Raw genomic sequence first — 12213 nt, 5'->3', positions numbered from 1 at the left:
TGAAAAAAACAATGTTATACCATACATAAACTTAGAGAAAATACTAGAAATTAAAATAAACCTTTGACTTTACTTTTTTTAGCAAGATATTCTTTTCCGTAATCCGGTTCAAAATATGCCACATCGGCAAATGTTTTTTCTTCAAACAAAATGAATGCTTGAGAAATAGCATCTTTTGCTTGAGGTACGATAAGATCGGCAAATTGTATTTGTGAGTGTTTGAAATTTAGGCGTGCTTTGCGAGAACCGCTACCACCTAAAATGAGATTATAATTTTTGAATTCTTCAAAGCTATGTTCATCAAGTATGATGTTGGTCTGAGGCTTGATAAGGTTTAAGTTCTTATCGAAAACTGCATAAACAACCTCCATCCTGCGAAAATCTATCATGGGAATCAACAAATCTTTTTCGGAACATGCAAGTTGTTGCATCCCTTTTGCCATAATAAAAAGTGTGGGTATAGTGATGAGTGGGATATCCCAAGCATAACAAAGTGCTTTGGCAGTACTTGTTCCAATTCGTAGTCCCGTATATGAACCGGGGCCTTTGGACAAAGAGATGGCAAGAAGATAATCCCGATTAATCTCTAGTTGTTTGAAAGCAGCATCGAGGAAGGGTAATAAGACAGAAGAATTAGATGATTCTGAAGGTAATTCCCATTGCCATACCTGACCATTTTTTTCGCCTATAGCGAAGCTGGATGGAATACCTGATGTCTCGAAGTGAAGAATAAACTTTCTCATGTTATTCGAAAAGTTTGCTTTTATCTACAATTCTTATACGAGATCCGTCTTTTAAGATTTTAGAAATAGCGGAATAAGGAGAAACAATCACTTTTTCACCTTGCTTGATCCCTTCCTGAATGACAATATACTTTTGATCTTGAATTCCTGTTTTTACCTTTCGTAAAATGGCTCTATTATTTTCAGCAACAAATACATATTCGTTGGGTATATGAGAATTGTTAGAATCCTTTTCGAGATCGCTTCGGCTGGTGACAGCTTGAATAGGTACAGTCAGCGCATTTTTTTCCACGTGGGTAAAAATATCTACCGTGGCACTCATGCCAGGTCTGAATAACAATTTTTGATCGGTAGTATCGCTCGTTTGAATACGAATTTTAACTTGAAAATTGGGAACCTGTTCAGCGGTAGTAATTTGAGTGGAATTAATAGCTGAAAGGCTTACGTCGGTAACTTTACCTTTGAAAATTTGTCGGGGATAAGCATCAACGTAAATATGGGCAGTATCATCTACATGAATTCGAACAACTTCATTTTCGTTAACTTGAACTTGAACTTCCATGATACTCAGATCAGCAATGCGAAGAATTTCTGTTCCAGGACTAAATTGAGAAGCTCCAGCAACTCGTTCACCAACTTGAACCGACAATCTGCTTATTACACCATCAAGAGGAGCATACACAATGGTCCTGCTTAGGTTGTTAGAAGCTTCGTTCAAAGATGCTAGTGCTCCTCTATAGGCAAACTTTGCGCCTTCTAATGCCTGATTAGCTGCTTCAACTTCAGCCTTTGCTACCAAATATTGCATGTATGCCTCATCATATTCGGCCTGACTGATGACACCTTTTTCGAAAAGAGTTTTACTTCGGAGATATGCCTGTTCCAAAGTGATCAGACGTGATTTTGCTTGATTTAGCCTTGCTTCACTATTAAGATAATTAGCTTTTTGAACTTGCACGTTGGCAGAAACCTGATCGAAATTAGCTTTGTATAGGTCTGGTTTGATTCGAACTAAGGGGTCACCTTTTTTTACGGTTTGCCCTTCTTTGACGTAAATTTCTACGATTTCACCAGATACGTCGGGGCTCACTTTTACTTCTTTGACAGGTTGTATTTTGCCCGAAGCGGAAACGGTTTCATAAATATTACGTAATGTAGCTTCCTCAACGGCAACTTTAATACCAGGTGGGGAACCAATGACTTGAAAACGTCTTAAAACTATCAAAAGGATTAACAATGTGATTCCCCCCCATATGAACCATTTTCTTTTTATTTTCATATATTTAATTCTTTCCCCATGTAAAATTCAAGGATTTTAATGCGAAAGATTAATTCAAATTTAGCTTTATTGAGATCTGAAAGAGATTGTTGAAATTTCATTTTTGCATCATTGTATTCGAAAGGAGTAGCTTTACCCGTCTCAAAGCGAATTTGTGTTGAATTAAAAACCTGTTCAAGAGCCATTGATTGTTTTAATACTGCTTTATAATTAGCTTTAGCGGCAAGAGCATCATAAAAAGCTTTTTCAATATTTTTTTTCAATTCCCACTGCTGTTGTTCGAGTTGAACAATTCTATTTTGTTGGTTGAGTTTGGCTATGGAAATGTTTGTTCTGGCTGAAAATTGATGAAATAGTGGTATTGAGAGAGTCAGTCCAATACTTCTGTTGAGATTGTCTTCCCATTGATTACGGAAAGGTATAACTTCATAGGAATAGCTGAACGATGGCATAAGAACATATTCAGACGGTGACTCAGTGGTGATTCCAACCGTGTCTAATCCTGATACGGTGATATCACTGAGCTGTTTTCGGGCAGATGAATACCCTGTTCCGTAAGAACTGTATATGCGAAGTACGGGATAAAGTGAAGAACGAGCAATTTTAAGATCATAAATGGCAAGTTGAATGTTATTTTTTGCCAGTAAAATGAGGGGATGATGTTGTAATGCCAGTTGATATATGCTTTCAGCTGTGTAATTTAAAAGTAGGTTAGTGTCTTGAAGCGAAATAGCATCGGGAATTACAATGGTAAATCCTGTTGTGTCTTGTAAATTCATCAGTTGTCGCAATGTAAGTTTGGCTAGCTGGAGTTGATTTTGAAAGTTTAGTAGCTGAGCTTCTTCCGTGGCAAGTTGAGCTTCCATTTGAACCAAATTATCTCGAGGTACTTGTCCGGCTTCGAAAGCTATGCGAACTTTTTGCAACTGTTGAAGAGTAATTTCTAATGATTTGAGAGATCTTCGATATTCCTCCGTATAGAAAAGTATTTGAAGATATGCTGTAGCTATGGCAAGGGCAATGTCCTGTTTTCTTATCTCGGTTGATATTTGTGCGTTTTCATATTCCAACTTGCTTTTTTTCCATTGATTGATCAGTCTAAATCCTTGAAAAAGTAAAAGATCAGCAGAAAGGTATACGTTGTCGGTTTGAACATTTTCGAGAGCAAATTCGTTGGTAAATGGGTCGATGGTTCTTCCATATTGATAAGCATGGGAAAAATTTCCTGAAAGGGTAGGTAGAAATGAATATAAAGCTTGTTTTTTTTGAGCAAGTAAGATTTGGGTATTAATTTGTTGTAGCTGTAAATCTAAGCTGTGATTGTAAGCGTACTCTATGCATTGAGAAAGAGTCCAATTAGTTGGTTGGCAAGAGATGTAACTCGTAAAAATGATCGCATGTATGAATTGAAGTACATTTTTCATGCTTTTCAAATGTTTGGCAAAGTTAAATTTTTATTTTAATGCGAATTTTAATTCAAAAACGTTTAAAAAATCATTAACAAAAAAATCGTTTAATTTTTTTATTAATTCAACTTAATTTATAGGTTCGGAAATGATTTAAATTCGTAATTTTGTAAATAAATTCTTGCAGATTATGAGCTATCTACGATTCGAAAAATCTCAGTTAACCAATCTCGAATATGCTCTAAATCGAGAACTTATACGCACTAATCGTTCAGGTTCGTTTGCTTGTACCACCATCATAGGGTGTCATACAAGAAAATATCATGGTTTACTAATATGTCCTCAACCTGCCATCGACGATGAACTACATGTGTTGCTTTCTACTCTAGATGAAACCATTATTCAGCATGAAGCAGAATTCAATCTTGCTTTGCATAAATTTGCCGGAGATACATGGTATCCAAGGGGTCATAAGTATTTGGTTGATTTTGAGTCGGATCCCATACCAGCTTTGTATTATAGAGTAGGCGGGGTTCAACTTAAGAAGGAAATGATGCTTGCATCTGATGATAGGTTGATCATTCGTTACACATTATTGGATGCACATAGCCCTACAAAGATACGTATACGTCCTTTTCTTGCATATCGCCAAAGACATCATTTATCAAAAGCTAATACATATGTAGAAAAAAAATACACTAAAATACCGGGTGGTATTAAACTACGGATGTATGTAGGTTATAGTTACCTTCATTTTCAATTTTCTCGTGAAGTAGAATACATTCATGCTCCTGATTGGTGGTATAATTTCGAGTACATCAAAGAATTACAGCGAGGATATGAAGGTCATGAAGACCTTTACACGCCAGGATATTTTGAAGTTAACCTCGTGAAAAAAAGTCCACTTTATTTATCCGTTGGTATTACTCCCATTGATCCCAACAAAATATCGGTAGCATACTCCATGGAACTGAGGAAACGTACGCCAAGGAATAGTTACGAAAACTGTTTAATTAATGCAGCTGATCAATTCATAGTGTCTCGAGATGGAAAAACAGAGATTATTGCGGGTTATCCATGGTTTGGGCGATGGGGTAGGGACACGTTCATCTCCTTGCCTGGTCTTACATTAACTCGGGGAAAAACTAAAATTTTTCAGGATGTGATAAAAACTATGCTCGACGATTTGGAAGGACCTTTATTTCCTAACGTTGGTAAGGGTGGAAAAGCTGTATACAACAGTGTAGATGCACCACTATGGTTCTTCTGGTCTCTTCAACAATTGCATTTGATGGGCAATATTCCCAAGAAACAAATCTGGAAAGATTATAGTGTCATCCTGAGAAACATACTAAATGGACTGGGTAGTGGAAAAGCTGAAGGCATTTATATGTTAGAAAACGGTTTGCTCTTTGCCTACCAGCCTGGAAAAGCACTGACATGGATGGATGCTATTGTGGATGGTGTTCCAGTAACACAACGACCGGGGTTAGTAGTAGAAATCAATGCTCTATGGTATAATGCCATTGGCTTTTTACTTGAGTTAGCTGAGGAAGTACAAGATCAAGAAACCATTTCCCAATGGAACGATATTTATAAAAAAATTCCCATTTCCTTTAAGGAAACTTTTTGGGATAAATCTCGTGGCTATCTTGCCGATTATGTTTTTTATGATTATAAAGATTGGAAAGTACGTCCCAATATGCTTTTTGCTGCTTCCCTGCCATATTCACCTCTTAGTGAAAAAATTCAACAATTGATTATTGAAAAAGTAAAAAACGAGTTATTAACCCCCTATGGGATTAGGTCTTTAAGTCCGAACGATGAAGGTTATAAGGGAACTTATGAAGGTCCCATCAAACAACGAGATTTAGCTTATCATCAGGGAACGGTTTGGCCATGGTTGTTAGGTGCTTATGCTGATGCATATGCTAAAATTTATAAGAAAAATGCAATCACAGAACTAGAGCGGATATATTATGGCATGGAACCCACTCTTTTTGAACACGGTGTAGGAACCATTGGGGAAGTTTTTTCAGGTGATCCACCTCATAAACCTGGTGGTGCCATTTCACAAGCATGGAGTGTTGCCGAAGTCATGCGAATAAAATACATCATTGATCAATTAAAATCGTTACCATGAGAATACTCATGTTTGGTTGGGAATTTCCTCCTCACATTGCTGGTGGCTTAGGAACAGCATGTTATGGTTTAATTAAAGCTTTAGCAAAAAAACAATGTCAAGTTATTTTTGTTGTACCTCGTTTGTATGGGGATGAAGATCAATCGGGATGGAGGTTAATTAATGCCTCGGACATTGTGATCGATATTGAACAAGGAGAACTCAAAGAATACTGGAAAAACGTTAAATTCATGCAAATTGCTTCGCATGTGATTCCTTATGTTTCTCCCGAAAACTATTCTATGCTTGATTTTAAGCAACTGAAAGAAGAATTTCAGACAAATAGTATTTTTTCTTTCAAATATACTTTTTCTGGTTCATACGGACCTAATCTGTTTTTTGAAATATCTCGTTATGCCTTGATAGGAAGTGCTCTTGCAAGTAAAGAGGATTTCGATGTTATTCATGCCCACGATTGGCTAACATATCCTGCAGGTATTGCTGCCAAAGAAGTTTCTGGTAAACCACTTGTTATCCATGTGCATGCTACTGAATTTGACCGTTCTGGTGAAAACATCAACCAAGCTGTTTATGACGTTGAACGAGAAGGAATGTTAAAAGCTGATCATATAATTACCGTTTCAAATTGGACCAAGAAAATTGTAGTTGAACGTTACCATATAGATCCTGCTAAAATAACCACCGTACATAATGGGGCAGATGCTTTTCAGAAAAAATTAGCAGGTCGCCTCCAAAAGCCATTTCCTGAGAAAGTTGTTACCTTTTTAGGACGTATCACTTTTCAGAAGGGTCCAGATTATTTTGTAGAAGCTGCTAGAAAAGTATTGCAAAAGGATGAAAATGTAAGGTTTGTAATGGCTGGTAGCGGCGACATGTTTAATCGCATCGTGCAAATGGTTGCTCGTTACAGGATTGGTCATAAATTTCATTTTACTGGCTTTTTACGTGGTGAGGATGTGGATTTGATGTATGCTTTTTCGGATGTATACGTAATGCCTAGTGTTTCAGAGCCTTTTGGGATTTCTCCTCTAGAAGCTTTGCGAATAGGTGTTCCTGTCATCATTTCGAAACAATCTGGTGTGGCTGAAGTTTTGAACCATGCTATCAAAGTCGACTTTTGGGATATAGATGCAATAGCCGACGCCATACATGGTGTTCTCAACTACAAAGCTATCCCTATTATGTTTGAAAGATTTGGAAAAGAAGAAGTGGAACAACTTCGGTGGGACAATGCTGCATCCCGGATTATTGAAATATATCAAACTTTAAAAAATAAACAACCATGAGATATATTTGCTTTTATTTCCAGGTTCATCAACCATACAGACTACGAAAATATCGTTTTTTTGATATTGGGCATCGTCATGATTATTACGATGATTTTCAGAATAAATACATTTTACAGAGAGTTTCGAAGAAATGTTATCTTCCTATGAACCAACTTCTGTTTGAACTAATTCAACGATATGGGGAACGTTTTAAAGTAAGTTTTTCTATATCAGGTGTAGCCTTGGAACAATTTAGAGACTATGTTCCCGAAGTGATTGAAAGCTTTCGGCAACTTGCAGAAACTGGTTGTGTTGAGTTTTTGGCAGAAACATATAGTCATTCTCTTGTAGTGCTTAAAGATGAAGAAGAATTTGCTTCTCAAGTTCACAAGCAGCAACAAATACTTCAAGAATTGATTGGTTATAAAAGTACTGCTTTTCGAAATACTGAACTTATCTATTCTGATTACATTGGTGAAACTGTTTACAACCTTGGTTATGATATTATGCTAACGGAAGGAGCAAAACATATTTTAGGTTGGCGCAGTCCCAACTATCTTTACTACAACGTTCGAAATCCTAAGCTTAAGTTGCTTTTGAAGAATTTCCGTTTAAGTGACGATATTGCTTTCAGATTTTCTAATAGAGATTGGGATCAGTGGCCATTGACAGCAGAAAAGTACGTAGCTTGGCTCAATCAAATTGATAAAAGAGAAGAAGTTGTCAATCTATTTATGGATTACGAAACATTTGGGGAACATCAGTGGCCTGAAACTGGTATTTTTGATTTTATGCGTGCCTTACCACATTTTGTTTTCGCACATTCCGATTTCGTTTTTGCTACTCCAACTGAAGTTGCTAACCATCTGCAACCCATTTCGCCTATCCATGTTCCATATCCAATCTCATGGGCTGATGAAGAACGAGATCTTACGGCATGGCTTGGTAACGATCTTCAAGAAGATGCCTTTAATTCTTTGTATAGTTTTACTCTTGAAATGAAAAAAATCCGTAAAACTTTCGAAGAATACTCTTCCTATCTTGGTCCTGATTCGACAGTGTTGGCTAAAGATGAGCTGGAGCAGCTTCAGCGGGATTGGCTAAGACTTCAAACTTCTGATCATTTTTATTATATGTGCACAAAATGGTTTGCAGACGGTGACGTGCATAAGTACTTTAATCCTTACGGATCACCGTATGAAGCCTATATCAATTATATGAATGTTCTCAGCGACTTTGCTTTGCGTATTGCAAAATTTGAGTTTATCAAACATATTGAAACCACTAAAGCAATTGATCAATTATCTTCAGAAGAAGAATCTGAACATGAAACAAGTACGGATAAACCATCAACAAGAAAAACTTCAAAAACTTCAGTAAAGAAAACAACAAGAGGTAAAACACTTTCTTCATCCGCAAAGAAAGAGGATACCAAAGAAAAATTTCAAGAAGAAGAAGAAAAGCAATTAAAGGCATCTGAACCTTCTTCTAAGAAGAGAAAAACTTCCAAAACTTCTGCTAGAAAACAAGCTAAAACTTCGAAATCTAATAGAAAAACATCGAGAAAAAAATAATCACCACCAAAGATCTTAATAAAACTAAAAAGTTATTGTTTTATTGAAGAGAAAACCTTAAGGTGTTTTTTCGTAGGCTCCAAGATCGGGAAAACTTCCCACCCAACGTGGGTTATTTAGGATATCTGATCCGATGGGACCCGTAATAAGAGGATCTCCCTTGTCGATGGCAGGTGATAAATCTTTTAACCATAATTTCGTACTATCAGTTCTGTAAAACAAAGGATCTTGATTGAATAGACATTGATTAAAGTTGTATCCGGCAGGAGTAAGTTTGGTCTTCACAAGGCAATGATCAAAGGTATAATTGAAAGCTCCTTGGGATGGGAACTTGTCAAGACCGATTTCATTTTCCAGATTTCCATAAATGATACAGTTACCAAAATAAGCTTGATGTAAGTCTCGTATTTGCCAATTACCATTGATGTCTTTGTAATAATTGTTTAACAAAACAGCGGGTGTTGTTCGAGTTGAAGTGGTCCAGAAGTTTCCCACAGTGCAATGTTTAAATATATAGTCTCCACCAATATTGAGCAAAATGGAAAAGTAACCAGCGTTTCCAAAGACACAGTTATAGGCATATACTTTGGAACCTTGTGCTACGAAAGCTGCCGTGCTAAAATTGGTTAATATGGTGTTGCTCATGGTCAGTGTTGGATTGGGTGAGTTCCCGATAGTATCGACTTGTATACCAATTCGTCCGTTGCGGATGTCTGCATAATGAATTTCGTTGTTTATGCTTCCAGCTGAAAGCCATATTTTTCCCCACATCCCAGGCAAATCACGATAGTATTGATCCAAACGATCGCCTCGAATGATCACAGGTTGAGTGGGAGTTCCGAGAATTTTTAATGTACCACCTTTGTAAACCCATAATACAGCATTGTGATGCATATAGATCTTAGTCCCTGCCGGAATAACAAGAGTGCAATCCTCATCTACTACGGCATAACCATAAATGACATGAGGTTTATCATTTTTCCATGTGCCGGAAACTAATGAGTATGCTGGTAGATAATTAGTTTGCGGATGGGTAGGGTAGTGAAAATAAGCATTTTTACCAAAAGCTACTAGAAAAAGCTTTTTGATTCCTTCGGCGGTTTCAAAAATGATTGAATCTTCAACAATAAATGGACTTTTATCATTGGTAGGATCAACTGTAACTTCAGCAAATAAATACACGCTGTCTCGAGGTAGTATTTCAAAATTTTCAAAGTAAACACCTTTAAGTCCGTTCAAATTAATTCTAAACTGACTGCTTGTTCCATGACTCAAATAAATACGTTCAATCCGGAGTGTCTGCTGACTTAAATTAAAAATTTTAATCCATCGTGTTGTACTGCCAACAGTGGAAAAAACAGTATCGAAAACGATAGTATCATTGGAAAATTTCATTTGACTGATATCACCGTGAATCTTTTCTTTCTGGCAAGAAAAAAAAAGGGCTATTAGAAAATATACCAGCAAAATCAATTTCTTCAAATGCATGCTTTCATAAAAGTTTGTGTAAAACAAAGTTAAAGGTTTTCCTCGTTTTGAATTATTTGTTTTTTTATCCTAATCTTTTCCCGATGGATAATAAAAAGGAAAATCAGTATCATGACTATTCCGAAGAATAGAAGAATTAGAATTATAATGGTGAATTGCTTATTTTTTATTTCTGTGTTATCTATGTCTGCACAAAGAAGATAAGGATGACCAGTATGAGTTTCGCGGTAAAGAATGATAGTATAGAAGGAACCCCAAGAATCAATGATATTGGTGTATGTAACAGGTTTTTTATTTAAAAATACTTCTTTAAAAATAGGTGGGGCTTCGACATAGTAATCCATAAAATAAGTAACGAGATCATTATGAATATCCTCAGGGAGATAACTTGAAATAACAAAAAAAATTGAATCATTTCTCATGATTAGAACGTAGACGTAAGTCACCTCATGAATGGCAGCTATTCGATTGGCCTTTTGAAGAAGAGAATCATATTCGATAATGTCTTGTTCAATATTTTGATATGCATCATTGATTAGTTTCTGATGAACAATACATCCGACAGATTGAGCAGCACTGTAGAGACGATATTCGTATTGTTTTTTGGTTTGATTAAGTAAAAACAAGAGAATAAGGGCGATAATAATACCATGAAATAAGAAAAGGATGAAATAAATGATGAAATTATAATCTAATTTGATTTTCATGACACAAAAATAAAAATTTCTTTCAACAAAAAAGAAAAATTATCTATATTTTACAAAAAAAACATTGACAGAATTACCACCACCAACACCAGGATGTGCTTGAGAAGTAGAAATGAGTGTAAAGTCACCTTTTCTAATAGCTAGACCTACGGGAAAAGAATTAGTTCGAATCTCGGCTATTTTTTTCATATCTTTGTTTCGAATGACTGCAATACTACTACTGCCATTACAAGCGACGAAAATATATTTTTCATCATGGGAAAGTACCATAGTTCGAGGATCTGCTCCAGCATACACTTCTTGCCATTGATGATATGTTTTATTTTTTTGATTACTATCAAGTGCAAATTTTAGAAAATTTTCGATGGAGGTTTTCTGAACGAAACCTGTTCGTGAGGAAGTCAGGTAAAGCCATTTTGAGGTAACAATCAAATGTCTTACGTTAGGTCGGGTTCCAAAAATAGTCCCAAGATATTTCCAGTGACGAGTCTCAAAAACAGCAATTCCACCACCACCCATCCTGCCCACTAGCAAATATTTACCATCGGTAGTAAAGGCAGTTCCACGTAGACAGAGGCCGCAATTTTTGTCTCGATCAACTTCTTGTCCCATCGTTGGGGTGTAATGAGACTGGTAATCAACTACGAGTAATCTTTCATGAAAAAAATCTTTTACTTCGCTAGAGGAAATATTAATAATTCCTACTGTATTATCACCCCAATGAGTAACGGCAATGTATTTATTATCGGGCGAGGCTGTTATCATCTTCGGGATCGGGCCAGTCATCATGACTCGTATTATACTGTCTTTATCTGTGTCAATGATAGCTACGGCTGAAGGATTAATACTATATGTATCGTAACTACGACGATAATAAGTAACCCATAGGTATTTCTTATTATGAGAAAAACACATCTCAACAGGTTTTCCTTGAAAAACATTTATATCACCAGGTGCATTTCTAAAAACATAGTTCCAACAATTCTTTTCAATAAACAAATTTTGATCTTTTAATGTAAATTCATGACGAATAGTTTTTAGCTTCTTAAACGTTTTAGTATCATAAACTACCGTACAAAAGCCTTCTAAGCTGTTGATGTAAATTTTCCCTTTTTCTTCTAAGAAAGCAACCGATTTAGGTGAAACGATATCAGGATCATAGAAATCCATGTTGTCTTTTGTAGATTTTTCATAGCTCTGAAAACGAGCAATAAGAGTAAGCTTAATTTCAGCATCTTCAGGTTGTGAATATGTCCCAATGGGTGGCCTCAGTACCTGATTTTGGGATATAACACATAAACTTAAGCTGGAAAAAAAAATGCTTAATAGGTGCTTCATGATTACATATTTGCTATGAAACGCAAATTAATGAGTCGAGGTGTAAGGTAATTGGGCACAGCATATCGACGTCCGTTAACATCCATAACCCAGAGATGAGAGATGGTGTTACTGATATTAAGAAGGTTAAAAACTTCCAAGGTTGCCCATGCTTGAATTTTTTTAAATGGAAGCGAACGAGAAAATCCAATGTCTACACGTCTGTATGGAGGCATGCGAAGAGTATGCAAATACTTAGGTGTATTAGGGCTGTCTCTTATACACATC

9 protein-coding genes and 1 pseudogene are annotated in these 12213 nt (G+C 36.2%); 3 read left to right on the top strand and 7 right to left on the bottom strand.

The features are described 5' to 3' along the window. Positions 1 to 50: 50 nt before the first annotated feature. Genes tsaB through N2Z72_07810 form a run of 3 tightly spaced genes read right to left on the bottom strand, consistent with a single transcriptional unit; the run spans position 51 to position 3446 of the window. The gene (tsaB, locus tag N2Z72_07820; protein ID MCX7697580.1) at positions 51 to 743 is read right to left on the bottom strand and encodes a tRNA (adenosine(37)-N6)-threonylcarbamoyltransferase complex dimerization subunit type 1 TsaB; all 693 of its coding nucleotides are present in this window, start codon (positions 741 to 743) and stop codon (positions 51 to 53) included. Between the two features lies 1 nt (position 744). Then, a complete protein-coding gene (locus tag N2Z72_07815; protein MCX7697579.1) occupies positions 745 to 2022 on the bottom strand; it encodes an efflux RND transporter periplasmic adaptor subunit in 1278 nt (425 codons plus the stop codon). Then, on the bottom strand, positions 2019 to 3446 hold the full coding sequence (locus N2Z72_07810; GenBank protein ID MCX7697578.1) for a TolC family protein: 1428 nt from the start codon (positions 3444 to 3446) through the stop codon (positions 2019 to 2021). Before N2Z72_07810 ends, N2Z72_07815 begins: the two co-directional genes overlap by 4 nt. A 172-nt stretch (positions 3447 to 3618) precedes the next feature. On the opposite strand from N2Z72_07810, the gene N2Z72_07805 reads away from it, so the two are divergent. The 3 genes and pseudogenes from N2Z72_07805 (at position 3619) to N2Z72_07795 (ending at position 8095) form a co-directional block, all read left to right on the top strand. Continuing rightward, positions 3619 to 5571, top strand: a complete 1953-nt coding sequence (locus N2Z72_07805; GenBank protein ID MCX7697577.1) for an amylo-alpha-1,6-glucosidase — start codon at positions 3619 to 3621, stop codon at positions 5569 to 5571. Next, positions 5568 to 6857: a glycosyltransferase family 4 protein gene (locus N2Z72_07800; GenBank protein MCX7697576.1), complete on the top strand. Its 1290-nt coding sequence runs from the start codon at positions 5568 to 5570 to the stop codon at positions 6855 to 6857. The genes N2Z72_07805 and N2Z72_07800 overlap by 4 nt, the downstream gene beginning before the upstream one ends. Beyond that, positions 6854 to 8095 (top strand): annotated as a pseudogene (locus tag N2Z72_07795) (glycoside hydrolase family 57 protein). The gene N2Z72_07800 and the pseudogene N2Z72_07795 overlap by 4 nt, the downstream one beginning before the upstream one ends. 375 nt (positions 8096 to 8470) lie before the next feature. On the opposite strand, the gene N2Z72_07790 reads toward N2Z72_07795, so the two are convergent. The 4 genes from N2Z72_07790 to N2Z72_07775 all read right to left on the bottom strand — a co-directional run. Continuing rightward, positions 8471 to 9901 carry a hypothetical protein gene (locus N2Z72_07790; protein ID MCX7697575.1) on the bottom strand — a complete coding sequence of 477 codons (1431 nt, stop codon included), beginning with the start codon at positions 9899 to 9901 and terminating at the stop codon, positions 8471 to 8473. Between the two features lie 29 nt (positions 9902 to 9930). Continuing rightward, positions 9931 to 10608, bottom strand: a complete 678-nt coding sequence (locus N2Z72_07785; protein MCX7697574.1) for a hypothetical protein — start codon at positions 10606 to 10608, stop codon at positions 9931 to 9933. Positions 10609 to 10647: 39 nt separating this feature from the next. Next, complete coding sequence (locus N2Z72_07780) at positions 10648 to 11946, bottom strand: hypothetical protein (GenBank protein ID MCX7697573.1); 1299 nt, start codon at positions 11944 to 11946, stop codon at positions 10648 to 10650. A 2-nt stretch (positions 11947 to 11948) separates the two neighbouring features. Beyond that, positions 11949 to 12213 (bottom strand): hypothetical protein (locus tag N2Z72_07775; GenBank protein MCX7697572.1); only part of this gene is annotated, 265 nt, incomplete at its 5' end.

It is taken from the genome of Bacteroidales bacterium (assembly GCA_026418905.1).
In the GTDB taxonomy this organism is placed as follows: Bacteria; Bacteroidota; Bacteroidia; order Bacteroidales; family DTU049; genus JAOAAK01.
The sequence above is the reverse complement of the archived record's forward strand: the minus strand, read 5'-3'. Positions and strand labels throughout refer to the sequence as shown.

Excerpts from the sequence above, each read along its gene's own strand:
- tsaB (MCX7697580.1), bottom strand. The coding sequence starts at position 743 with ATGAGAAAGTTTATTCTTCACTTCGAGACATCAGGTATTCCATCCAGC.
- N2Z72_07815 (MCX7697579.1), bottom strand. The coding sequence starts at position 2,022 with ATGAAAATAAAAAGAAAATGGTTCATATGGGGGGGAATCACATTGTTA.
- N2Z72_07810 (MCX7697578.1), bottom strand. The coding sequence starts at position 3,446 with ATGAAAAATGTACTTCAATTCATACATGCGATCATTTTTACGAGTTAC.
- N2Z72_07805 (MCX7697577.1), top strand. The coding sequence starts at position 3,619 with ATGAGCTATCTACGATTCGAAAAATCTCAGTTAACCAATCTCGAATAT.
- N2Z72_07800 (MCX7697576.1), top strand. The coding sequence starts at position 5,568 with ATGAGAATACTCATGTTTGGTTGGGAATTTCCTCCTCACATTGCTGGT.
- N2Z72_07790 (MCX7697575.1), bottom strand. The coding sequence starts at position 9,901 with ATGCATTTGAAGAAATTGATTTTGCTGGTATATTTTCTAATAGCCCTT.
- N2Z72_07785 (MCX7697574.1), bottom strand. The coding sequence starts at position 10,608 with ATGAAAATCAAATTAGATTATAATTTCATCATTTATTTCATCCTTTTC.
- N2Z72_07780 (MCX7697573.1), bottom strand. The coding sequence starts at position 11,946 with ATGAAGCACCTATTAAGCATTTTTTTTTCCAGCTTAAGTTTATGTGTT.